The following is a 21,832-nucleotide window of genomic DNA, read 5'->3' on the forward strand; positions in this document are numbered from 1 at the left end:
TATAGCGGCCATGGCCAGTTTTCGCATGATCCGGTTTTGCACAGCGCACTCGAGATGTAATATTATAACGTATCGCAAAAAACTTCAGGATAGCCTTCCACTATGCAAATCAAAGCATCTTACCTCGCCCTCGGGCTGAGCGCCCTGGTTGCCTCGGCTCCGGTCGCTGCAGCCAACATTGTCACCTCCATCAAACCACTGGAACTGATCGTCAAGGCGGTGGCCGGTGACGACGCCAAGGTAACTACCCTGGTGCCGGCGGGCTCAAGCCCCCACAACTACACCATGAAACCTTCCCAGCGCCGGGCCCTGGAGCAGGCAGACGTGATCTTCTGGGTAGGACCGGAGATGGAAACTTTCCTGAACCGGCTGCTGAGCGGGCGGGAATTCCAGGATCGAGCCAAGGCGTTTATGGAAGGAACTGGAACCGATAAGGAAGAAGATCATGACGATGATCATCATGGCCACCACGATCATCATGACGATCATGGCCACCAGGAAGACGCGCATGCCCATCATCACCACCACGACCATGGCGACGGCGAAGACCCCCACATCTGGATTGATCCTGCGCTGGCACTGGAGATGGCAAAAGACGTTCGTACCAGACTGGCCACTCTGGACGGCATGAGTGCCGACCAACTTGATGCCAACCTGGCGCGGTTTGAAGAGAGCCTGGCCAAGGCTGAGCAGGACATTCGCGCGCGACTCAGCGGCGCAAAGAATATCAGCCTGTTCGCCTACCACGACGCCTTCACCCGTTTTGCTGAGCATTACGGCCTGACTCTGGACGGCGTACTAACCCTGAACCCGGAATTGTCCCCCGGTGCCAGGCATATCGCCGAAGTTCAGCGCAAGCTGCAGCAAGCCAACCAGCCCTGCCTGCTCACGGAACCCCAGTTCAACAGGCAGTGGTGGCGCTCCATCACCGATGGCCTGGATGTCACCTTCAGCACCTGGGACCCGCTGGCCTCCGATATTGAAAGCAATGCGGAAGGCTACATCAACTTCCAGTACAGCATCGCTGACGCCGTTACCAACTGCCTGCCCAGGTAACCCCGCCTGACTCAGGGCCCGGCCATCCGTATAAACCGGCCGGGCCTCAATTGCACGTTGCTCTTTTCAGACACAGCGGGTAGATTTCAGATAATTGTCTATTCCCGTGTGATGAGTTCATCGTGAACAAACCTAGCACCAGCATTCACACATTCCCTCCGGCACTGCGGTCTTCTCTTGTGAACACCGGCAGGGCTTCTGTCCGTCTCTGATTTCGCTGAATCCCCCGCAAATACCTCCCCGGATTCAGCACTTAACCAAACATACCTGAACCTTTTTTCCGGAGATTACTATGTCTGATTTACCTGCGATTACTGTTGCCGAAGAAGATTACAACCGCCTCAGCACCCTGCTCGAGCGCATGGCCGGAAAATCCGAAGTGGCTGATGGCCTGGAGGAAGAACTGAGCCGTGCAGACCTTAAGCCACTGGCAGAGATGCCCGAGGGCGTCGTTACCATGAACTCAATGGTCCGATTTGTAGACGAAGACGCCGGCAAAGAACACGAGATGATGCTGGTATACCCCCACGAGGTGGGTGACGCAGACCACAAGGTATCCATCCTGGCCCCGGCCGGTGCCGCCATGCTGGGCCTGAGCATTGGCGACAGCATTGAATGGCCGATGAAAGGCCGCAAGCCCATCCACCTGAAGGTGGTGAGCGTTACCCGCGGCGCATAAGCAATTTCCTTTACAAATGTCATAAATTGACATTTCTCCAAATGGCCAGCGGCCTCCGGTGTTAGCCTGAAAGCAAGCTAACGAGACCATCAGGAGGCCGTATGACCGAAAAGCGCCACGAAGACTGGGACCCAAGAGCCGCCAGCGTACAGAAAGACCAGATCCGCGCGTACGACGACATGCGCGAACGCTGCCCGGTGGCCTGGAGTGACTACCAGCAATGGACGCTGTTCCGCCACGCCGATGTGATGCGTGTTCTGGAAGACCACGACACCTTCAGCAATGCCGTCTCTGCCCATCTTTCCGTGCCCAACGGCATGGACCCGCCCGAGCATACGCCCTACCGCAAGGCCATTGAGCCGTACTTCGCCCCGGAGCCCATGGCCCGTTTTGAGCCTCAATGCCGGGACCTCGCCCGGGCGCTCGTCACTGAGCTGCAAAAGAACCAGCCGGTGGATGTGGTCGACGCCCTGAGCCGCCCATTTGCCCTGCGAATCCAGTGTGCCTTTATGGGCTGGCCTGACGGCCTGCACCAGCCACTGGCGCAGTGGGTTATGAAGAATCACCGGGCAACCCTGGCCGCCGACCGTGCCGCCATGGCGGAAGTGGCAGAAGAGTTCGACGGCTACATCCGTGATTTGCTGGATACCCGACGCCAGGCTGGCGACCAGGCAGCGGATGACGTTACCACCCGGCTGCTGCGCGAACAGGTCAACGCCATCGAAGCGGTCAGCACCGATGCCCCCGAACGGGCCATGTTCCCCACCGGCGGCTTCAACCACCTCCCCCTCCAATTTTTGGGGTCAGACCCCGAGACATTTTGACCGGCGAAATGTAATGTGTGGCGGTATCTGAGTACCGGGGTCTGACCCCAAATTAGACAGGACCGCCCATGACCAAGCCAGAGAACCAAGGCCCCGCCACCCGCATCATTCACAACCGTCGCCACCGGGATGCGTTTGGCAGTCCTTACTCGCCGGTATACAACACCACCACTTACCGGTTTGAGAACACAGCAGCGCTGCTGGATGTCATTGAGAGGCGCACCGAGGGTAATCTGTATACCCGCTGGGGCACCAACCCCAGCATCAATGAGCTGGAACAGGGGCTGGCAGGGTTGGAACAGGCGGAAGCAGCGCTGGCGTTTGCCTCCGGCATGGCGGCCATCTCCGCCACACTGCTCACCCATGGCCGTCACGGCATTGTGTGCGTGGGTGATCTGTATGGTGGCACCCAGGAGCTGCTGAAAAACCACTGCATGGCGCTAGGTATTGATGTGCAATTCCTGTTCCGGGAAGAGCTGGCACAGCTGGAAAGCCGACTGGATGTGCCTGGGAAGCTGGTATACTTCGAGACCCCCGCCAACCCGAACCTGGCAATTCTGGATATTCGTGCGATTGCCGACATCGCCCACCGCTGCGGCGCCCTGGTGGCGGTGGACAACACCTTCGCCAGCCCCATTAATCAGCAACCGCTAACACTGGGGGCGGATCTGGTACTGCACAGCGCCAGCAAATATCTGGGCGGCCACAGCGACATCACCGCCGGGGCTCTGATGACTTCAGCCGAACTGGCTAAAGCGGTCGCCGCCTGGCGTAAGAACCTTGGCCAGCTGATCGCCCCGGAAACAGCGGCCCTGCTCTCCCGCAGCCTGCGAACCCTGCCGGTACGAATCCGCCAGCACAACGAAAACGCCATGGCGGTGGCCCGCGCTATGGAACAGCACCCGAAAATCACCAAAGTCCACTACCCCGGCCTGCCCTCCTTCGAAGGCCACGAACTGGCCAAACAACAAATGACCGGCTTCGGCGGCATGCTCAGCATTGAAGTGGAAGGCGGCCAGCAAGCAGCCGAACGTGTGGCGGATTCCCTGAAAATCTTCCTGCTGGCCACCAGCCTCGGTGGTGTAGAAAGCCTGGTCAGCCAACCCAGCGCCACCAGCCACCACAGCCTGAGCCGGGAAGAACGCCTCAAACGCGGCATCGGCGACGGCATGCTACGCCTGTCCGTAGGCCTGGAAGACGCCCAGGACCTGATCGCAGACCTTAACCAGGCCCTGAAATAACCTTTGGGGTCAGACCCCAGGACATTTGGAGGGGCGAAATGTCTTGGGGTCTGACCCCAAAAATGGGTTTAGTCCGGCGTTCGTGGGGTGGCTTTGCGGTATTCGCCGGGGGAGCAGTTCATCCAGCGGCGGAAGGCTCGGGTAAAACTGGCGGTGTCTGTGTAGCCTAGGTGAATGGCGAGTTCGTCCAGCTTCATGGCGCTGTTCTTCAGCAGCTGCAAGGCCAGTTGGCGGCGTTCTTCTTCCAACAGCTTGCGAAAACTGGTGCCCTCCTGGTCCAGCTTGCGCCGGAGACTGCGGGGAGACATGGCCAGGGATCTTGCCACCTCATCCAGCGATGCCACCAGCCCCAGTGGCCCGAGTAACTGCTGCCGCACCTGTCCGGCAAAGCCTCCAGATTGCCGCCGCTCAAGTTGCTGACGACATTGATGATCCAGCACTTGCACCAGGTGCGGGTCGAAGGTGGGTAGTGGCCGATCAGCATCGGCTCGCCGGATAACCAAGGCATTGCGCGGTTTGTGAAACGTCAACCTCACGCCGCTCAGCTCCTCAAGGCAGGAGGCATAGGCCAAAGGCTCGCCTTTCAGTTCGATCGCCTGCACATCAAACCCTGCCAGGCTCAGCTCTTTGAACAGATTCAGCCCCGTGGCCAGATCTCGCTCCAGCAAAAACTGGCGTAAATGCCGGGGAACATCGTCAGCATCAAACGCAACGCCGAAGTCATCACCCTCCACGAACGTGGACATCTGGCAGTAGGCGGTGCTGAGCGGTAGGTACCGTAAGGCTAATGCAGTGGCATCCCGCAAGGTACGGCTGGTGCGCAAGGCGAAGCCCCATATACCGAAGGTCGCCACGTTATACTGCAGGCCAATCCGGAACCCCAGAGCGGGCGTGTCTGGCAGCGCCAGAATTACGTTTTCGATCAGCCGCATTTCCTGGGCGCGGGTAATCAGGCCATCTGCAGCCTGCAGGTCTTCTTCAGCAATCCCGGAACCCAGCAAACAGGTCTGGCGATCCACACCTTGCCGGGCGGCAAAGTTGATCATGACCTGGCTAATGGTGACGGGGTGCAGAAGCGTATCGGAGTTTGACATAGCCCGGGAGTATGCCCCGCCGTCGCAAACCCGACAAGCGCACAGAGTGCCAAGGCCATTTATGCCTGTTGATTGGCCGAAGCTGCCCTGTCTGAGCTGGCACGGCGCGTTTACTGTGGGCATTGTCCGAACCAACCGGAGAGCCCGATGACAGAAGACCTGACCACCCTGAACAAGCAGGCCATCGCCGCCGCAAAAAAACACATGGGGGAAGTGGCCTGGCCCACAGTGGTGCTGACCTTTGCCACGGTGGGGGCTTTTGCGCTTACGCTGGCACTTTTCGCCGCCGGGCTGCTACCCGCTTGGGCCGCCACCCTGCTGATCGGCGCGTTGACGTATTTCTCCTACACACCGCTGCACGAGGCCGTTCACAACAATATCCACGGTGAACACGACCAGCTGACCTGGCTCAACCATCTGTGCGGGTATCTGGTTGCGCCGCTGATTGCCGTGCCCTACCAATCTCACCGGCTGGAGCACTTCACCCATCACCGCTACACCAACCAGCCAGATAAAGACCCGGACTTCCTTATCAGCGGCATGGGCAAGGGGCCCTTCAGCGCCCTGCTGACGGTGCTCAAGTTCCTGTGGGTACAGAACACCTTCTTCGCCCGTCAACATTGGGGCAACGCATCCCGAAGGGAAAAAGTCATCTACTGCGCCGAGCTGTTTGTCTCCTTCGGTTGGCGAATCCTGTTTCTGTCGCTGGTGAGCCAGAGCGGCGCAATGGTGGTTGTTCTGGTCGGATACTTGATTGGCGGCGCCTTCACCGCCTACTGGTTTGCTTACCGGCCGCACCTGCCCTACAAGGAGCCCAAGCGCTACCGCAACACTAACAGCCTGATCATGCCCACCGCTATGAAGCCGCTGGAATGGTTCTGGCTCGGGCAGAATCTGCATTCCATCCACCATCTGTTTCCCAGAGTGCCCTTCTACCGCTACCACGCCCTGCATCGCGAGATCGAACCGGTCCTGCGGGCCCATGGCACCCCGATCATCGGCATCTTCAACCGCCACCCGCAGTAATAATTTGGGGTCAGACCCCAGGACATTTGAAGGGGTGAAATGTCTTGGGGTCTGACCCCAACTTGAATCCCGGAGGCCTTGCCCCAATAATGCAGGGATCTTCCGGGAACATTTCCATGAACAGAACCCTCGCAATGCAGTTGCCGCCCTGGCGCCAGATGGTGTCCGGTTTTGCTGTGGCTGTATTTGCCCTGGTCCTTCTCTGCTCAATTACCCAAGCGCACGCCCAGCCGAGCCCGGCGGGCAAGGTGGTGGTCAATCACCTGGACCATCTGGTGGTTGCCAGCCACAACCCGGCGTTGGCGGTGGCAGAAACTGGCTCAGCGGAAGACGAGCCCCTCATTGATTCCCCGGAGCACCTGGCCCGGCTTTTTGGCGCTGTGCTCTGGTCGAAGTCCCGCTCTCCGGTACCGGCAGCCGACTACCGCACCGAGCGAGCAGCATCCCTCGCTGATTTCACCACTCCGCCCCTGCGGGCACCGCCCATCGCGTAATCCTCTGTACAGAACATCACGCAGACCGGCCGTAACGCCTGTCTGACCGCGACCCTGTTTATCAAGGATTACCGATGAAATCATTACGTTCACGGGCCATGGTGTATGGCCTGGTTATCGTGCTCGGCCTGCTGAGTGCAATGCCGAATCTTCTGCCGGCCAACCTGGCCGACAAGCTGCCCGAGTGGTACCTGGAAAACACCCTTGCTCTGGGGCTCGACTTGCAGGGCGGCTCGCACCTGCTGCTGGAAGTTGACGCCACCGAACTGCTCGCCAACAACCCGGGCCACCCCGAAGACCTGCTCCTAAAAGATGCCGTAGAACGCAGCCTGGAAGTGGTGCGCCGGCGGCTGGACGAAACCGGCCTGGTGGAGCCCAGCATTACCCGCCAGGGCAAGAACCATATCCTGGTACAGATGCCCGGCGTGGCCGACCCGGCCCACATCCGCGAACTACTGGGCACCACCGCCCAGATGACTTTCCACTGGGTTGCCAAACCGGATGAAAGCCGGCGCTCCGCGATTCTTCGGCTAACCGACACCACCGGCGAGCAGGAATACGTGCTGGAGAAGCGGGTAGCCATGCAGGGTGAGCGCATCAGCGATGCCCAGATGGCCTTCAACCAGGACACCACCGAACCGGTGGTTAACTTCAAACTGGACTCCGAGGGCGCCCGCCTGTTCGGCGACATGACCCGCCAGAACATCGGCCGGCCACTGGCCATTGTGCTGGACAATCATGTGATCACCGCGCCGGTCATTCGCAGCGTGATCGCCGGCGGCAGCGGCGAAATCAGTGGCTCCTTCACCACCGCGGAAGCAAGCAACCTGGCCCTGTTACTGAGAGCCGGCGCTCTGCCTGCGCCCCTGCACGTCATTGAAGAGCGCACCGTCGGGCCAGACCTCGGCAGCGACGCCATCGCCATGGGCGTGAGCACCGGCCTGCTGGGCGCGGCCTTGGTGATCGCCTTCATGCTCGGCATCTACGGCCGGTGGGGGTTGATCGCCTGTACCGGCCTGGCCATCAACATCGGCCTGGTTATTGGGCTGCTCAGCATACTGGGCGCCACCCTGACCCTGCCCGGCATTGCCGGTATCATTCTCACCATTGGCATGGCGGTAGACGCCAACATCCTGATCAACGAACGCATCCGGGAGGAATCCCGTAAAGGCAAGGTCGCCTGGATGGCACTCCGGGAAGGTTTCGGGCGCGCCTACAGCACTATTCTGGACTCCAACATCACCACCCTGATTGCCGTCAGCCTGCTGTTTCTGTTCGGCAGCGGCCCGGTAAAAGGGTTCGCGGTAACCATCGGCATCGGCTTGCTCACTTCCCTGTTCACCGCCGTCGCCTTCAACCGCTTGGTCATGGAATGGTGGATCAAGGGCCGGGAACGGGAGCCGCTCACCATTGCCGGCTTTGCCTGGCTGGATCGCCTGAGCGAGCGGGGCGTCAACTTCATGAAAGGCCGGGTGATTGGCCTGGTGCTGTCTGGCGTTCTGTCGATCGCCTCCATCGCCCTGTTCATCCAGCCCGGCATGGATTACGGCGTGGATTTCACCGGCGGCACCCTGGTGGAAGTGCGCGCGCCTTCTGTCTCTGTGGATGAGTTGCGAACAACGCTGCAAAGCCAGCAACTGGGCGCTGCCTCCATTCAGGAGTTCGGCCAGGACGGTGATTTCCTGATCCGGCTCCCGGCGGACGCCAGCTCCAACACAGGCGCGGCACACCCGGTAGACGCCCTGAAATCCGCCGTCACCAGCCTGCAACCGGATGCCAGCTTCCCGAAAGTGGACGTGGTCGGCCCGAAAGTCAGCGGCGGCTTCAGCGATGCCACCATCCTGGCCATCCTGCTGGCCGGCGCCGGTATGCTGGCCTACCTGTGGATTCGCTTTGAATCCCACTTCGCCCTGGCCGCCACCATCACCATCGCCCTGGACCTCACCAAAACCATCGGCTTCTTCGCCCTGGCCGGCGTGGAATTCAACCTCACCGCCGTGGCCGCCTTGCTGGCACTGATTGGCTATTCGGTGAACGACAAAGTGGTGGTGTTCGACCGCATCCGGGAAAACCTGCGCCAAACACCCGACATACCCATGCTGGAATTGCTCAACCAGAGCATTTCCTCCACGCTCACCCGAACCGTGTTCACCTCGGTGACCACCTTCCTGGCACTGTTGCCCATGGGCATCGCCGGCGGTGCTGCAGTATCCAGCTTCGCCTTGCCCATGCTGTTCGGAATCGTGATTAGCACCAGCTCCTCCGTGTTCATCGCCTCGCCCATTCTCTACTACCTGAGCGAACGCCGAACCCGAAAAGGCCTCGCCCAACTACGCCCCACCGCCGAGGAAATGCGCAAAGAGCTGGAACTGATCCCATAAACTTTGGGGTCAGACCCCCGGACATTTCACCCAACGAAATGTCTTGGGGTCTGACCCCAATTTGGGTTGCAACACAACATAATGCCACTAATATGATTCATTATTGGGAAAATGAAACACCTATGATGCAAGAGTAGACAATGAGCAATTTGCACAAGCAATTGAAACAACGCCGCAAAGCACTCGGCCTGCGCCAACAGGATATGGAGATGCGGATTGGTATGCCTCGCCAACAGTATCAGCGGCTTGAATCCGGCGGCAATACGCGACTAGACACATTGGAACTGGTGGCGAAAGGATTGAATCTAAGGGTTATGCTGATCCCGGAAGACAAGGTGCGCGCCGTTGAAGAGTTTCTTGCCGGTAAAACGGAATTACCTACCACGACGGTGCCCGGCACCGGCCACATAGCAGATAATCCATGGCAAGGACTGCTTGGAGACGATGATGACTAAGCCCGCAAGCGCCAGTGTGCTGGAACTTACCCTGCACGAAACGACGGTTGGCTTCCTCACAGGCTTCCGGGATGGCCGTAGCATTCTTACGTTTAGCCCGGAATATAGGGCAACTGCCACGCGCCCTACCTTCAGCCTGATCACCCATCCTGCGTTTCCCGCAGCCGAGCAGGTCATGGCCTTGCCCTGGGTGCGACGGCAAAGACTCCATCCGGTATTGTCCAACCTTCTCCCTGAAGGCGCGCTACGACAGTTTCTGGCTCAGGCACTGAAGGCACACCCAGATAACGAGTTCGAGCTTTTGTCTTGGCTAGGGCAGGATTTGCCCGGCGCTCTGATTGCAACCCCGATGGAGCCTGATGCGGTGCCAACCTATGTGTTAGAGCAAGGACCACAGCCCAGCATCGTAAAGCCCCCGGCGCAGGGTGCAAGCAAACGTTTTTCTCTGGCAGGCGTGCAAATGAAGTTCTCAATGCGCGAGCACGATGGCCGTTATCAGATTGCAGAAACCGGTAAACTCGGCGAATGGATTATCAAGACACCCTCCACGACCCACAAACACGTCCCGCTGAATGAATACACCGCCATGCGTCTCGCCGAGATGGCAGGCATCGACATTCCCGAAATCCGACTGGTGCCGTTGGCCCACGTGGACCAACTGCCTCAGATCAACTTACCGAACGAACAACATGCCTTTGCCATCAAACGATTCGACCGGGCCAGTGGCAAGCGCATCCACATGGAAGATTTCGCGCAAATCCTGACCAAATACCCTCACGATAAGTATCACGGCGGGAATTACCAACAAATTGCCCGAATTCTTTATGAGTATTCCACGGATGGCCTGGCTGATGTGCAACAACTGGCCCGAAGGCTTCTGGTTAACATTCTGCTGGCTAACGGAGACGCCCACCTGAAGAACTGGAGCGTGCTCTACGAGGACCAATTCAACCCCAGACTATCTCCGGCCTATGACATCCTGACCACCCGTGTATACATCGAAAACGAGCACGAGTTTGCGCTAAACCTGGCTAGGGCCAAAGACTGGTATAACGCTGATATAGCTCAATTCCAGAGCTGGGCAGAAAAATCAGGCATTCCCTGGCGCACCATAAAGCCCCACCTTCAGGACACCCTGGACAGAGCCCGAGCCCAGTGGCCCAAAGCTCTTAAAGAACTCCCCATGATCCCCCAACAGCAGCAGGAACTGGCCCGGCACTGGCAAAACTTACATACAGATTTCCGAATTGGGTAATCTGGGGTCAGACCCCCGGACATTTCACCTAACGAAATGTCTTGGGGTCTGCCCCCAATTTCAGCGGCTGACCAGGAAGTCGGCGAATTTTCGGGTGAGGAAACCGGGCAGGAGTTTGTTGGTGAACCAGAGGCTGCGGGCGCGCCAGCCGGGAATGATCATGAATCGTCGGCGGTCGATGCCTTTACGGATCTGTGCCACGGCATCATCCAGCTGCAAAGTGCCGGCCATCAGCTTCAGGGCTTCCGTCTGCTTTGGGCGATTGAGGCGCTCGGCCTCTACCATCGGGGTTTCCACCTCTGGTGGGCACACCACCGATACATCAACACCCTTGGCTGCCAGCTCGATGCGCAACACCTCGGCCAAGCCAACCACGCCGTATTTGGAAGCACAGTAAGCCGCATAGCCGTAACAGCCCACCAAACCCGCCATTGAAGCCACGAGAACCAGGTGCGAACCGGCGGCCATATGAGGCAGTACGCCAGCCACCACATTACGCGAGCCAATCAGGTTGATGTTGATGACCCGGGCATAGGCGTCGTCATCGATAGCCTCAAAATCCGCAGCAATGGCAATGCCCGCGCAATGAATCACCACATCCGGCCGCCCGCCGTCAGCGGCCTGGGCGAAGGCTGCCCTCACCTCGTCCGGCCTGGTTATGTCCATGGCGAACGCCCGTATCCGGTCTGGTCCGGCAATGGTGGCCAGTGCCTTCAATGCCTGTTCAGTTGGCTGAATATCAAACAGAGTAACCGCCGCGCCTGAAGCCAGGTACGTGCGCGCCAGTTGAAGGCCGATACCACTCGCACCGCCGGTTATGTACACCTGTTTTTCCACAATCACACTCCGAATTGTCTTGTTATACCTCCAGCATATCGGCGAAGGCAGTGACACCCCATGCCCCAAGCGCCTTTTCAATGACCGACAGTGGGGCTATTGACCCACCCACCAGCTTGTGCTGCCCGCAACATTTGTCCTATTTCCCGAACCTGCCGATTGTGAAACACTTGGCCACTTCCATGGCACAGCAAAGGAGCAAACCATCACAATGGCCGTAACATCCGTCGCCCTGGTGGCACACGACAACAAGAAGAAAGAACTGGTTGAATGGGCGAACGAAAACCGCACCCGCCTCGCGCCGCTGCGTCTATACGCCACCGGCACCACCGGCCGCCTGCTCAAAGAAAGCCTGCAACGTGACGACCTGCACAGCCTGCTGAGCGGCCCTCTGGGTGGCGACCAGCAAATCGGCGCCAAGATAGCCGAGGGTGAAATCGACCTACTGGTATTCTTCTGGGACCCACTGGAACCCCAACCCCACGACCCAGACATCAAAGCCCTGCTGCGCATCGCCGCCCTTTGGAACATCCCGGTTGCCTGCAACCGCGCCACCGCAGAGTTCGTGCTGACCTCCGCCTACATGACCGACGACAATCACCGGTCACAAAAGCCGGATTTTTCCGATTACACCGGCCGCAACGTTCGTTAACAGAAAGTCACAGGCATTTGCAGGATTTGGAACTAGTATTCAGATAAACCCTTCAAGGGAGTAGAGGGGAAATTTAATGCATTCCAGAATCCTTTTTATATCCGCGGCGCTGGCCATCGCCAGCATGGCACCGGCCACCGCCTATGCCGATGGTCACGAGAGCAGTATTTATATTGCTGTGATCGACGACATACCCAGCACCACCATGGCGGTGCGATTACTGGAGGTTGCCTATCAACGCCTGGGGCTAGAGATGAGAACCCTGGTGGCACCCTCTCGGCGCGCCCTGATGATGGCAGACAACGGCAAGCTGGACGGAGACTTGTTCCGCATTGAGAGCGTGGCGGCTGAGTATCCAAACCTCACGCAGGTTGATTACCCGCTGCTGGAGGGTGGATTATTCGCGGTAGTGCGCGACCCCAACGCGCAAACCATGCCAGAGCCTGGAGATCAGCCGCTTAAAGTGGCCGTTCGCCGCGGCGTCATCATCGCCGAGCAAACCGCCGATACACTTGGCATGGAGCCATTGCATACCGAAAGCTACGAGCAGATGCACCAACTGCTTGAGCGGGGGCGCGTGGAGCTTGCCCTGGTGTCTGACATTGAAGGGCTGTCGCCACTGACATCCGACAATTGGAACCAATTCACCGTGCTGCCGGAACCGGTTATCCGTTTCAAGCTTTACCACTATGTGAACCGCCGGCACGGCAACCTTGCCCGGGAATTGGCACGGGTATTGGCAGAGCTGGAGCGCGAAGGCGTGAAAGACGACATCCGGGAACGCACGCTGGAGGAACAGGTAGACGGAGATTGGTAAACGGGCCACCCCGCTGAGGCGGCCCTATACGGCATCAGGAAGCTTTCTTCAGCTTCTTCTTCAGTGACTTGATCTTGGCTTCGTGCTTCTCGATCTTGGCTTTGCGGGCGTTGATCTTTTTCTTCAGGTTTTTCTCAGCTTTCTTGGACATAACTGCCTCCTGGTTGTCATTGGCTTCCGGTTGGTAGCTACTTTCATTGTAAGTGGGGTTTAGGGGAAGGCAAGGCAACAGAATTAAGCCCGGTACACAGCGATCTCCCACCACACATCGGCACGGTTCAGCTGATCGGCACGCGGCCTATCCGGCAAAGGCACCGGCATAACGGCCCGGTGGCGGGCAAAGCTATCCAGCTCGGCTTTTGACACTTCGTAGAACTGGCGCTCACCATCCCCCGGTCCGTGTCGCAGAGTGATCACCAACATGCCAGACGGCGCCAGCAGTTCAGTCAAAATACGGAACGCCCGCTCTCGAGACGTAGGCGGCAGGTGCATCCACACCGCCGACACCAGCACCAGATCAAATCGGTAACTGAGTTTGCGGATTTCGCTCAGGTCCGGCAGGGCATCTTCCACCCACTGGATACTGCGATGAGCGGTTGCCACCTCGCCCAGGCGGCGCAATTCCGCTGCCGGTTCCACCGCCACTACGTCCCAACCACGCTCTGCCAGTGCCAGTGCATCTCGGCCGCTACCAGCGCCCACATCCAGCGCCAGACCTGCTTTCTTGTCCAACTGGGGAAGCCAGTCGCGGTGGACCTGTTCGAAGGTCAGGGACTAGTATTGGGTGAAGAATTTTTGGGCGTTTTTGTTGTAGGGACCGTAACTCATGCCACCGCCAGCTTGGCCGCCTGCTGCCACATAAAGTTTGGCATCGGGGTTCGGAGTTTCCAGGTAATACTCATGGGCTGGGAACCAGTGTGAGACACGTAATCCACCTCACCATAATTCACAAATCCCATCGTGCGACCATATTCGTCTTTCGCCTGCTCTCTTACAAACAGGAACAACCGCTTGTTGAGGGCTTGGTGTTGAATATAGCCTTTCCCTTTGCCCCGGTCAGGCCGGGAACTGTTTTGCGACTGCCAGTGAAACAGCTGCTCGCTGATCGCGTAGTCGTGGTACATGGTGGTTGGTGAGAACTGCTTTTCGTTTTTGTCCAAGGTGACAAACAGCAGCTCGATGTTCTGATTCGGGATGACATACACACCTTCCCTCGATGGTGGCTGGTGCTCGAAGGTCATGGCACCAAAGCCAACCAGAATCTGCTCTCGGGAATAGCGGGCGTGCAATCGCAACGGCACTTCCTGCAACCCCGGCATGGCCAGCTGTTCGTGCTTTGTTTTCGTCAGTTTCCAGTCGAGCACGTCCACCAGCTCCTGTTCCAGCCCCAGCTTGCTGAGTTCTGCCAGGCTTTGGGCAAGCGAATCAAATTCCAGCTCCGGCCCTGTTTTCTGCCAGAAATCGTAATGGCACATAAGGGCTTGGCGATCGTTGGCGTTATCCCAGCTAAAGCCGGCTTGGCATAGCTTCTGGAGGAACAGCAGATACTGGTGATCGTCACAGATCAGAATCCGGTTATAGATGGCCTTCTTCGCGAGCTTGAACGGCGAATCATCGGCTACGTCTTCTTCTTTCGCTTTGCTTACCAACTCCGCCCAACTGCCCCGTTTGTATAGTTCGTTCAGGTCGATATGAGGATGATGGGTTATAAAGTTTTTCAGCGTGAGAGGCTGCGTGGAATGCTGAGGAAACTGACGAACCAAAGACACCAGCCGCTTCATGGTCAGCGTGGCTTGCCGTATGTTGCTCAGCACCATTTCCTGGGTTTTCTTGGTGAGCTCAATCCGGCAACCCAGCGGTGCATGCGGGAAGCCCTGCTTGAGTTCCTCCGTAATCGAGCGTTCTGACTTACCCACCAGTGCCCGGAATTTGTTGGCAAAGTCGTACTCAGGCCGGGAGTTGCCCACGAAATCCAGAACCGTGCAGCAGTCTTTATCGTCTGCCAAACGCAGTCCACGGCCGAGTTGTTGCAGGAAGATGGTCAGGCTCTCGGTTGGACGCAAGAACAGCAAGGTATCGACTTCCGGAATATCGACGCCTTCGTTGAATATGTCGACCACACACAGAACGTTGATTTGCCCGGATCGAATGGCTTGCTGCTTTTGCTGGCGCTCGTGGCTGTTGTCACTGGTGAGCACATCCGCTTTGATACCGTGCAGTAGGAACTGTTGCGCCATGAAGTTTGCGTGGTCATGACCCACACAGAAAGCCAAAGCCTTCATACTTTCGATATCAGTGATGATTTCCCGCAAGCTTCGCAGAATCTTTTTTACGCGATTCTGGTTGTGCGTATACAAGTTCGTCAGCTGAGCAATATCGTAACGCCCACGACTCCAAGGAATGGTGCGCAGGTCGGTGTCATCATCTATTCCAAAGTATTGAAAGGGGCAAAGGTGCCGACGGTTAATAGCTTCCGGCAAGCGGAGTTCGGCGGCAATCACACCGCCGAAGTCGCTGAGGATATCCTCATTGTCATGCCGCTCTGGTGTGGCAGTTAGCCCCAGCAGTATCTCAGGAGAAAACTGCTCCAGTACCGCCCGGTAACTGGATGCGGCAATGTGATGCACTTCGTCGATCACGATGTAATCGTAATAGTCTTCAGTGAGCTTTAGCTGATCCAGCTGGTTGTTTAATGTCTGGATCGACACGAACAACTGGCGGTAGTGCTCTGGCAACTGGCCGCCCACCCAGAGTTCGCCAAAGGCATTGTTTCGCAGCACGCCTCGGTAGGCTTCGCGGGCTTGCCGTAGGATTTCTTCCCGGTGCGCCACAAACAGAAAGTGGGCATTCGGTTTTGCTTTCAGGAACCGCTGAAAATCAAACGCCGAAATCAGCGTCTTGCCGGTGCCTGTGGCGGCCACCACGAGGTTTCGGAAACGCTGATGCACGTCCCTCTCGACAGATAACTGCTCCAGAATGTCCTTCTGGTGGGCGAACGGGGTGATTTCGAAATAGTGGGAGACACCGGGAACATCCAACCCTTTTTGCTGCTTAAGAGCTCGGTTTAGCTTTTCAGTGCTCTCCGCCTGCCCATCAAAACCCTCAAATTCGTCTGATGCCCAGTACGTCTCAAAAGTGCTCAAAGACTTGTTGATGATGTGAGGAATTTCTTGCGAGGTGATCTTCAAATTCCACTCGAGGCCGTTGGTTAATGCCGATCGGGACAGGTTAGATGAACCAATGTAACCCGTGTGAAAGCCAGTGTTCCGAAGGAACAAATAGCTCTTGGCGTGAAGCCTTTCGCGCTCGGTGTTGTAGCTCAGTTTCACTTCGGTATTGGGCAGGCTGGCCAGATACTCAACGGCTTTGGCATCCGTTGCCCCCATGTAGGAGGTGGTGATGATTTTCAGCTCACGACCACTGGTGGTGAAAGCTTCCAGCTCTTTCCGGAAAATGCGGATGCCGGCCCACTTGATGAACGACACCAGCCAATAAATCTTGTCTGCGGACAGAATCTCACGTTTGAGCTCGGATTCCAGTGACAAGCCGGCATTGCTGCCAGAGAACAGCTCGCTCTGCGTCAGGCCTGTTAGCGGAAAAATGTCTTCTACGTATTGTTTGAGGTTGGCAGCAACAGGGTTTTCCAGCTCGTAAAGCGCGGTGAGAAGCTTGCCTTGGCTATCGAGAAGGTTTTCCGCAAGAAAGCCTTCGTCAGAAATCTGGCTCTTGAGCCACATCAGCAGCTGGTTGGAGAGTTTGATTTGCTCTTGCAGCCGATCATCGCCCGACGGCACGGCTTCAATGGCAAATTCAAGGATGCTGGAAAGGAATCGTGACAGCCACACTGAGGCTTCGGCGTTATTGAGCTGGCGTTCACCGACGTAGAACTTGTCTCTGTCCAGTCGACTCTCGACGAGCTTGGTGATTAGCTGCTCGTAAATTCCAGTTTGTTGCATCCATTACATTCCGTGTTGACGACGACCATCGGCTAAACGCTGAGATCGCTGACTGTCATGATTGCTTGCTAACGAACTCATCATCGAACCTTAGCCTTCAAGGCTCATATTTCCAAGAAATTCCACAAGTTTTGCAGAGCAGGCAACCTTGGCCTTTCACTCTGAGGTTCAAGCCCGCACATTATCCAGATTACCCTTAACCCATATCGAAAATCCCTGTTTGCCTTGATATTCATCAGTGTTTACCATCGCGCCCCTTTCAATTAATGCACCAAATCAGGGCAAGCCAAGATCATGGGACGCAGGAACGAGCAGCTGCGCTGGCAGCTGGCCAAAGGATTGCTGAATGCACTTCATCTGGAACGACTGGCCACGCGGTACAGTCGAACCACGGTTATGGCTGTGTTCAATCTGATCAATGGTGGTTTCAGTATTGCGCTGGTCTCTTTTGTTGCGCTTGTCACCCAGGAAGCGTTTATCTTTCCCTCGCTCGGCGCCACCGCCTTTATTCTGTTCTATGTGCCCATGGCCCAACCCGCTTCACCAAGAAACACCCTGTGCGGACACCTCATTGGCGCTCTCACTGGGCTGTTCAGCCTGTACCTGTTCGGTTTGCAGGATCAGCCGTCTGCTTTTATGACGGGTGTCGACTTGCCTCGGGTGGGCGCAGCGGCCCTGTCTCTGGGGCTGGCCAGCTGCCTGATGGTGGTGTTCAGGGTAGCGCACCCACCAGCGGGCGCTACGGCGCTGATCGTTTCCCTGGGGCTGATGCCAGACCCGGTCCAATTACCTATACTGATGGCCGGTGTCGGCTTGCTGCTGGCGCATGCTTTTGTCATGAATCGCTTGGCCGGCATCCCCTACCCGCTGTGGTCCACAGCAACAGCAGGTCCCGTCATGCAGGATAGGAAAACGTCATGCTGAACTTTCTGGGAACAGATTTACCCATCATTCAGGCGCCCATGGCAGGCGTTCAAGACAGCCGGCTGGCGGCAGCGGTTTCCAATGCCGGCGGGCTGGGGTCGCTGCCTTGCGCGATGTTGACCGCGGCTGCACTCAGGGCAGAGCTTGAAGCCTTGAAAGGGAGCACAAACCGGCCATTCAACCTGAATTTCTTTGCCCACACTCCACCAGAACCTGATACCTCAGCGGAAAAGTCGTGGCGGGCGGCGCTAGCGCCCTACTATCGGGAATACGGGTTGGACGAAGGCGTTATTAACAATGGCCCCGGGCGGCAACCCTTCAACGCCGAGATGGCTGCCATTGTGGAGGAATTCCAGCCAGCCGTTGTGAGCTTCCATTTTGGCCTGCCGGCGCCCGAGTTGCTGCAACGGGTCAAAGCCGCTGGAGCCACGGTGCTGTCATCGGCTACCACGGTAGAAGAAGCCCTTTGGCTGGAGGGCAACGGAGCCGACGGCATTATTGCCCAGGGGCTTGAGGCCGGTGGCCACCGGGGTATTTTCCTGACAAAGGACATGAGCACGCAGATGGGAACGTTTGCCCTTTTACCCCAGGTGGTTGCTGCGGTGAGTGTGCCGGTTATTGCAGCCGGTGGCATTGCCGATGCCCGGGGCGTAAAGGCGGCACTGGCACTTGGCGCTGCGGCGGCCCAGGTGGGCACGGCGTTTATGCTTTGCCCGGAAGCCACAACCCGGGCGGTTCATCGCGAGGCGCTAAAGAGCGATGCGGCCCGGCACACGGCCATCACTAATTTGTTCTCCGGGGGCCCGGCAAGAGGCATTATGAACCGAGTGATGCGAGAGCTGGGGCCGATATCAGCCCTGGCTCCCGCTTTCCCATTGGCCACCAACGCCATAGCACCATTGCGGGCGGCCGCCGAGGCACAGGGCTCCGGGGATTTCTCGCCGTTGTGGTGTGGGCAGAATGCATCGGGGTGCCTGGAGGTTCCGGCGGCGGAGCTGTTACGAAACTTGGCACAAGGCAGCAATTAAGCCATTCTGATGGGCCAATCAGCGCTCGCTATGCGGGGCTTATAAATATCCCGATCGGACTAAAGGCCAATGACTGACGAGAATAATCCTTTCCGTTTTCGCTTCCGGGTGCGCTACGGCGAGTGCGATGCTCAGGGCGTGGTGTTCAATGCCCGCTATGCAGATTTCGTGGATATTGCTGTGAATGAGTATATCCGCACGCTGTTTGGTGATTACCAGCACCTGCTTGATCAGGACCTGGACATCCAGGTAGTCAGCATGACCGTTAACTGGAAAGCACCAGCGAAGTTTGACGATGTGCTGGAAGCCCGCATCAAGGCCGGGCGGCTGGGGAATACGTCGTTCACCCTGCACCTGGAATTCTTCCGGCACGGTGACGGGCAGTTTATCGCCGATGCAGACATCACCTACGTGCTTATCCAGCCTTCAAAGATGGCCAAGGCCGTCATTCCAGGCAGCCTGAGAGACAAGCTGGAAACCGGTGCGCCCGGGGTGCTGATCAGCCATGCCGGAGAGACTGTGTAGTAATTTATGAGAAAATCGATCAAACGCTCCCTGGCGCTGATTCTGACACTGCTGATGGTGGGCATTGCCTATCTCTGGCTGACCTTTGTCAGCAGCTTTGGCTATAACCCAACGGCGGAGCTGCCTGCCATCGACGAGGACGAAACCTATTCGGTGTTTGTGTACGGCACCCTCACCCGGCCCTGGGTGCGTTGGCTGGTGACGGGGCGTGCCGGCAGCAGCGAACTGGCAATACTCCCGGGTTTTCGCAAGGAAAAACTGGATATAAAGCCGGACGCTGATGCCAGCGTAGCCGGAGAGGTGATTGAAGTGAGCGCTAGTGAATTGCGGGCATTGGACAGGTACGAGCGGCTAGGCGTGCGCTACGAAAGAGTGGAGTTAACACTGCAGGATGGCCGATCAGCCTGGGTGTACAGGCTGATGGAGCCACTGATCCTTGAGCTGGAGTAAGCGCTATTTCTTCACCCACTGGCCATTGACCTGAACGAACTGCCCTGCCGGAGTTTTCTCAATAGCTTTCTTGCCAGCCACCGTTTCCACCTGGGTGACCGGAATGTCGTGCCGCTCGGCAATACGGGCATACTCATCCCGGCGGGCATGGTTAATAGCTTGTACCACCGCAGGCGCATCGCCCTCTGCACGCACCACTTCCAGGTAGCCCGTCGGGGTTTCACCCACCAGGCCCTGCTGTTTGACGGTTTCCAGTTTCTGCTTGGCCTCTTCCAGGCCCATGGCGAGCGCCGGCAGTGCCAGGCCGATGGCCAGAAGGAAGGCGCCCAGTTGCATCAGTCGTTTCATCTTCAACCCCTTGATCTGCCCTTGGTCAGGCCGCTGTTGTTCAGAACAGGCCTTTATCGCTGAACAGTTCATCCACTTCCCTGTCCACTTTTACGTAGATTTCGTGCTGGATTTTAACGTTCAGGTTCACGGTAATCGGCTCTTTTGGTGCCGCCATCTGTACCGTTGGCGTGCAGGCGATGAACGCCAATGGCAGGACCGATATCATCAGAACTCTCATGGCCAGCGGCCTGCGTGACCGCCACACATTGATCATGGTTTTGCCTCCTGCCCGGACTGTTGCAGCCGCTCCCGAACGCGTTCGGTAACGGCTTCGTTCACCCTGCCGCTCAGCTGTAAGCTGGTTAACAGCGCAGGAATGTCTTCTTCAAGATTGATGTTCAGCACCACCGGCTGGCCGCCGCGAACGCCCGGGCTTTGCCCTTCCAGCCGCAGGCCTAACATCAGCTTTCCATTCTTATCGTAGTCTATCGTGCTATCCAGCACCGAATAGTGAAAGTTTTGCAAAGCTTGCACCACCAGGTCCACGGCCTGGCTACTGCCCAGCATGGCCTGCAATCGCTCGCCCGGCAGTCGAAGGCGGCCGCCCGGAACGATAGCTGCCATGGTGCCTTGTTCAACCTCTACCGATGTGCCGGAGATCATCAACGGTATACGGCCATTAAGCCTGCCGGAGCCTTCAAACCCTTCGGCCGGGTAGACTTCCAACAGCCGTTCAAGCGATAACTCGTAGACGTCTAACGGGACGTTAACGGGATGATTGGCCAGGTCGAGGGTTTGCGGTGCAACTCTCAGGCGGCCATTGAGAAATTCGGCTGTGGCCTGCTGAATCTCTAACTGGCCAGTGAGCGGCTCGGCGGCCGGCGCCCGATAATCCGCCAGCAACCGCACCGGCCCTAGGCCAATGCCGGAGTTGATCTGGCCTATGGTGATGTCGCGCAGGCGGGCAGCCAGTGATTCGTCTTCGAGGCTGAACAACAAGCGGCCACTCATATCGGAAAACGCCGTTCGATCGAAGACCCCGCTCACGCCCGCCAGATTCAGCCGGGCATCCAGTGCGAGGGGGGCGTCAGGTTCCAGCCGAAAGCTGGCGGCCGCCTCAAGCCGACCATGGTTTAACGTAAGCAGTGAGGGCCACTGGGCGAGTGTGTCAGCGAGTGTCGTGCCGGCTTGTTCAGCGGCCATGGCCATAGCTACTCGGCCAGCCATGAACTCCCCAGTCCGGCTTCTCAACACCACCTCCGCCAACAGGCCGGAATCTGATCGCAGCTGGCCCTCAAGGCTGAGATCAGACACAGCGCCACTCACCCGCCCGTCGAACCGCCAACCCTGGGGTTTCAGGCTGGGGTGTTGCAAGTCTTCAATCTCAATGGTGACCAGGCCAGCCACCGCAGTGCGGTCCACAAGGGCTTCGGCGCCACCGAGGTTGATGGTGACGGTTACATCGGTCAGATCCAGCTGCACGTTATTTAAGAAAACCGAAGAATCTCCGGCGTTCTGTGCAAGGGTGGCGGCCGTCAGCCTTGAACCGGGTTTAAAACGGACGATAACCGCCTGGTTGTCTGCCTCAACCGAGTTAACCACCTCAGCCCGGATGCCGGTCACGCGCCAATCCGCAGTCTCGATATCCGGCAGGGCAATGCCCATTCGCCCCTGCTGCAGCAAGAACGACCAGTCCAGCGCGGAAGCTGACGGCACCCACAGCAAGCAGGCCAACAGGATGATCAGCGATCGCCATGGACATCGTCCGCGCGGGATCAATACAACACTCCTTTGCTCACAATCAGGTA

General features: G+C 57.8%; 22 protein-coding genes. 15 read left to right on the forward strand and 7 right to left on the reverse strand.

Going from position 1 to position 21,832, the window contains the following annotated elements:
* Positions 1–102: 102 nt before the first annotated feature.
* The 4 genes from ACZ5Q2_RS15765 (at position 103) to ACZ5Q2_RS15780 (ending at position 3,800) form a co-directional block, all read left to right on the forward strand.
* Positions 103–1,056, forward strand: a complete 954-nt coding sequence (locus ACZ5Q2_RS15765) for a zinc ABC transporter substrate-binding protein (RefSeq protein WP_432209910.1) — start codon at positions 103–105, stop codon at positions 1,054–1,056.
* Positions 1,057–1,348: 292 nt separating this feature from the next.
* Entirely contained in the window at positions 1,349–1,735 is a 387-nt protein-coding gene (gene rnk / locus ACZ5Q2_RS15770) for a nucleoside diphosphate kinase regulator (RefSeq protein WP_374787825.1), read from the forward strand.
* A 101-nt stretch (positions 1,736–1,836) separates the two neighbouring features.
* The gene (locus tag ACZ5Q2_RS15775; RefSeq protein ID WP_432209909.1) at positions 1,837–2,559 is read left to right on the forward strand and encodes a cytochrome P450 family protein; all 723 of its coding nucleotides are present in this window, start codon (positions 1,837–1,839) and stop codon (positions 2,557–2,559) included.
* A 68-nt stretch (positions 2,560–2,627) separates the two neighbouring features.
* Positions 2,628–3,800: a trans-sulfuration enzyme family protein gene (locus ACZ5Q2_RS15780; RefSeq protein WP_432209908.1), complete on the forward strand. Its 1,173-nt coding sequence runs from the start codon at positions 2,628–2,630 to the stop codon at positions 3,798–3,800.
* Positions 3,801–3,868: 68 nt separating this feature from the next.
* Here the strand turns inward: ACZ5Q2_RS15780 and ACZ5Q2_RS15785 are convergent, their stop codons facing one another.
* Positions 3,869–4,894, reverse strand: a complete 1,026-nt coding sequence (locus ACZ5Q2_RS15785) for an AraC family transcriptional regulator (RefSeq protein WP_432209907.1) — start codon at positions 4,892–4,894, stop codon at positions 3,869–3,871.
* Between the two features lie 147 nt (positions 4,895–5,041).
* Between ACZ5Q2_RS15785 and ACZ5Q2_RS15790 the strand changes: the two genes are divergently transcribed.
* The 5 genes from ACZ5Q2_RS15790 (at position 5,042) to ACZ5Q2_RS15810 (ending at position 10,505) form a co-directional block, all read left to right on the forward strand.
* Complete coding sequence (locus tag ACZ5Q2_RS15790; RefSeq protein ID WP_432209906.1) at positions 5,042–5,920, forward strand: fatty acid desaturase family protein; 879 nt, start codon at positions 5,042–5,044, stop codon at positions 5,918–5,920.
* A 116-nt stretch (positions 5,921–6,036) separates the two neighbouring features.
* Positions 6,037–6,414 (forward strand): hypothetical protein, encoded by a 378-nt coding sequence (locus tag ACZ5Q2_RS15795; protein ID WP_432209905.1) that lies wholly within the window; start codon positions 6,037–6,039, stop codon positions 6,412–6,414.
* 74 nt (positions 6,415–6,488) lie between these two features.
* Positions 6,489–8,795 (forward strand): protein translocase subunit SecD, encoded by a 2,307-nt coding sequence (gene secD, locus ACZ5Q2_RS15800; RefSeq protein ID WP_432209904.1) that lies wholly within the window; start codon positions 6,489–6,491, stop codon positions 8,793–8,795.
* A gap of 140 nt (positions 8,796–8,935) precedes the next feature.
* Positions 8,936–9,250: a helix-turn-helix domain-containing protein gene (locus tag ACZ5Q2_RS15805; protein ID WP_058090386.1), complete on the forward strand. Its 315-nt coding sequence runs from the start codon at positions 8,936–8,938 to the stop codon at positions 9,248–9,250.
* The gene (locus ACZ5Q2_RS15810; protein ID WP_432209903.1) at positions 9,243–10,505 is read left to right on the forward strand and encodes a type II toxin-antitoxin system HipA family toxin; all 1,263 of its coding nucleotides are present in this window, start codon (positions 9,243–9,245) and stop codon (positions 10,503–10,505) included. The genes ACZ5Q2_RS15805 and ACZ5Q2_RS15810 overlap by 8 nt, the downstream gene beginning before the upstream one ends.
* A 60-nt stretch (positions 10,506–10,565) precedes the next feature.
* Here the strand turns inward: ACZ5Q2_RS15810 and ACZ5Q2_RS15815 are convergent, their stop codons facing one another.
* Positions 10,566–11,342: an SDR family oxidoreductase gene (locus ACZ5Q2_RS15815; protein ID WP_432209902.1), complete on the reverse strand. Its 777-nt coding sequence runs from the start codon at positions 11,340–11,342 to the stop codon at positions 10,566–10,568.
* A gap of 211 nt (positions 11,343–11,553) precedes the next feature.
* Here ACZ5Q2_RS15815 and ACZ5Q2_RS15820 point away from each other — a divergent pair, with 211 nt between their 5' ends.
* A complete protein-coding gene (locus tag ACZ5Q2_RS15820; RefSeq protein ID WP_432209901.1) occupies positions 11,554–11,994 on the forward strand; it encodes a methylglyoxal synthase in 441 nt (146 codons plus the stop codon).
* Between the two features lie 76 nt (positions 11,995–12,070).
* Complete coding sequence (locus ACZ5Q2_RS15825; RefSeq protein WP_432209900.1) at positions 12,071–12,811, forward strand: hypothetical protein; 741 nt, start codon at positions 12,071–12,073, stop codon at positions 12,809–12,811.
* Positions 12,812–13,045: 234 nt separating this feature from the next.
* On the opposite strand, the gene ACZ5Q2_RS15830 is transcribed toward ACZ5Q2_RS15825, so the two are convergent.
* Together ACZ5Q2_RS15830 and ACZ5Q2_RS15835 are read right to left on the reverse strand one after the other, a co-directional pair.
* On the reverse strand, positions 13,046–13,543 hold the full coding sequence (locus tag ACZ5Q2_RS15830) for a class I SAM-dependent methyltransferase (protein WP_432209899.1): 498 nt from the start codon (positions 13,541–13,543) through the stop codon (positions 13,046–13,048).
* Between the two features lie 92 nt (positions 13,544–13,635).
* Positions 13,636–16,767, reverse strand: coding sequence for a DEAD/DEAH box helicase (locus ACZ5Q2_RS15835; protein WP_432209898.1), 3,132 nt, complete (start codon positions 16,765–16,767; stop codon positions 13,636–13,638).
* Between the two features lie 294 nt (positions 16,768–17,061).
* On the opposite strand from ACZ5Q2_RS15835, the gene ACZ5Q2_RS15840 reads away from it, so the two are divergent.
* The 4 genes from ACZ5Q2_RS15840 (at position 17,062) to ACZ5Q2_RS15855 (ending at position 19,694) form a co-directional block, all read left to right on the forward strand.
* Positions 17,062–17,691 (forward strand): HPP family protein, encoded by a 630-nt coding sequence (locus ACZ5Q2_RS15840; protein ID WP_106695452.1) that lies wholly within the window; start codon positions 17,062–17,064, stop codon positions 17,689–17,691.
* Positions 17,685–18,719: an NAD(P)H-dependent flavin oxidoreductase gene (locus ACZ5Q2_RS15845; protein WP_432209897.1), complete on the forward strand. Its 1,035-nt coding sequence runs from the start codon at positions 17,685–17,687 to the stop codon at positions 18,717–18,719. The genes ACZ5Q2_RS15840 and ACZ5Q2_RS15845 overlap by 7 nt, the downstream gene beginning before the upstream one ends.
* Positions 18,720–18,788: 69 nt before the next feature.
* Positions 18,789–19,244, forward strand: a complete 456-nt coding sequence (locus ACZ5Q2_RS15850; protein ID WP_061331872.1) for an acyl-CoA thioesterase — start codon at positions 18,789–18,791, stop codon at positions 19,242–19,244.
* A 6-nt stretch (positions 19,245–19,250) separates the two neighbouring features.
* Positions 19,251–19,694 carry a gamma-glutamylcyclotransferase family protein gene (locus ACZ5Q2_RS15855; protein WP_061331871.1) on the forward strand — a complete coding sequence of 148 codons (444 nt, stop codon included), beginning with the start codon at positions 19,251–19,253 and terminating at the stop codon, positions 19,692–19,694.
* A gap of 3 nt (positions 19,695–19,697) precedes the next feature.
* On the opposite strand, the gene ACZ5Q2_RS15860 is transcribed toward ACZ5Q2_RS15855, so the two are convergent.
* The 3 genes from ACZ5Q2_RS15860 to ACZ5Q2_RS15870 are packed head-to-tail and all read right to left on the reverse strand — an operon-like array spanning position 19,698 to position 21,803.
* The gene (locus ACZ5Q2_RS15860; protein ID WP_342632253.1) at positions 19,698–20,042 is read right to left on the reverse strand and encodes a YdbL family probable chaperone protein; all 345 of its coding nucleotides are present in this window, start codon (positions 20,040–20,042) and stop codon (positions 19,698–19,700) included.
* 40 nt (positions 20,043–20,082) lie between these two features.
* The gene (locus ACZ5Q2_RS15865; protein ID WP_058092783.1) at positions 20,083–20,262 is read right to left on the reverse strand and encodes a YnbE family lipoprotein; all 180 of its coding nucleotides are present in this window, start codon (positions 20,260–20,262) and stop codon (positions 20,083–20,085) included.
* A 32-nt stretch (positions 20,263–20,294) separates the two neighbouring features.
* The gene (locus ACZ5Q2_RS15870; protein WP_432209896.1) at positions 20,295–21,803 is read right to left on the reverse strand and encodes an intermembrane phospholipid transport YdbH family protein; all 1,509 of its coding nucleotides are present in this window, start codon (positions 21,801–21,803) and stop codon (positions 20,295–20,297) included.
* Positions 21,804–21,832 lie beyond the last annotated feature (29 nt).

It is taken from the genome of Marinobacter alkaliphilus (assembly GCF_055394375.1).

Bases quoted from the DNA above. Each gene is read 5' to 3' on its own strand.
- ACZ5Q2_RS15765 (WP_432209910.1), top strand. From the start codon at position 103: ATGCAAATCAAAGCATCTTACCTCGCCCTCGGGCTGAGCGCCCTGGTT.
- rnk (WP_374787825.1), top strand. From the start codon at position 1,349: ATGTCTGATTTACCTGCGATTACTGTTGCCGAAGAAGATTACAACCGC.
- ACZ5Q2_RS15775 (WP_432209909.1), top strand. From the start codon at position 1,837: ATGACCGAAAAGCGCCACGAAGACTGGGACCCAAGAGCCGCCAGCGTA.
- ACZ5Q2_RS15780 (WP_432209908.1), top strand. From the start codon at position 2,628: ATGACCAAGCCAGAGAACCAAGGCCCCGCCACCCGCATCATTCACAAC.
- ACZ5Q2_RS15785 (WP_432209907.1), bottom strand. From the start codon at position 4,894: ATGTCAAACTCCGATACGCTTCTGCACCCCGTCACCATTAGCCAGGTC.
- ACZ5Q2_RS15790 (WP_432209906.1), top strand. From the start codon at position 5,042: ATGACAGAAGACCTGACCACCCTGAACAAGCAGGCCATCGCCGCCGCA.
- ACZ5Q2_RS15795 (WP_432209905.1), top strand. From the start codon at position 6,037: ATGAACAGAACCCTCGCAATGCAGTTGCCGCCCTGGCGCCAGATGGTG.
- secD (WP_432209904.1), top strand. From the start codon at position 6,489: ATGAAATCATTACGTTCACGGGCCATGGTGTATGGCCTGGTTATCGTG.
- ACZ5Q2_RS15805 (WP_058090386.1), top strand. From the start codon at position 8,936: ATGAGCAATTTGCACAAGCAATTGAAACAACGCCGCAAAGCACTCGGC.
- ACZ5Q2_RS15810 (WP_432209903.1), top strand. From the start codon at position 9,243: ATGACTAAGCCCGCAAGCGCCAGTGTGCTGGAACTTACCCTGCACGAA.
- ACZ5Q2_RS15820 (WP_432209901.1), top strand. From the start codon at position 11,554: ATGGCCGTAACATCCGTCGCCCTGGTGGCACACGACAACAAGAAGAAA.
- ACZ5Q2_RS15825 (WP_432209900.1), top strand. From the start codon at position 12,071: ATGCATTCCAGAATCCTTTTTATATCCGCGGCGCTGGCCATCGCCAGC.
- ACZ5Q2_RS15835 (WP_432209898.1), bottom strand. From the start codon at position 16,767: ATGCAACAAACTGGAATTTACGAGCAGCTAATCACCAAGCTCGTCGAG.
- ACZ5Q2_RS15840 (WP_106695452.1), top strand. From the start codon at position 17,062: ATGGGACGCAGGAACGAGCAGCTGCGCTGGCAGCTGGCCAAAGGATTG.
- ACZ5Q2_RS15845 (WP_432209897.1), top strand. From the start codon at position 17,685: ATGCTGAACTTTCTGGGAACAGATTTACCCATCATTCAGGCGCCCATG.
- ACZ5Q2_RS15850 (WP_061331872.1), top strand. From the start codon at position 18,789: ATGACTGACGAGAATAATCCTTTCCGTTTTCGCTTCCGGGTGCGCTAC.
- ACZ5Q2_RS15855 (WP_061331871.1), top strand. From the start codon at position 19,251: ATGAGAAAATCGATCAAACGCTCCCTGGCGCTGATTCTGACACTGCTG.
- ACZ5Q2_RS15860 (WP_342632253.1), bottom strand. From the start codon at position 20,042: ATGAAACGACTGATGCAACTGGGCGCCTTCCTTCTGGCCATCGGCCTG.
- ACZ5Q2_RS15865 (WP_058092783.1), bottom strand. From the start codon at position 20,262: ATGAGAGTTCTGATGATATCGGTCCTGCCATTGGCGTTCATCGCCTGC.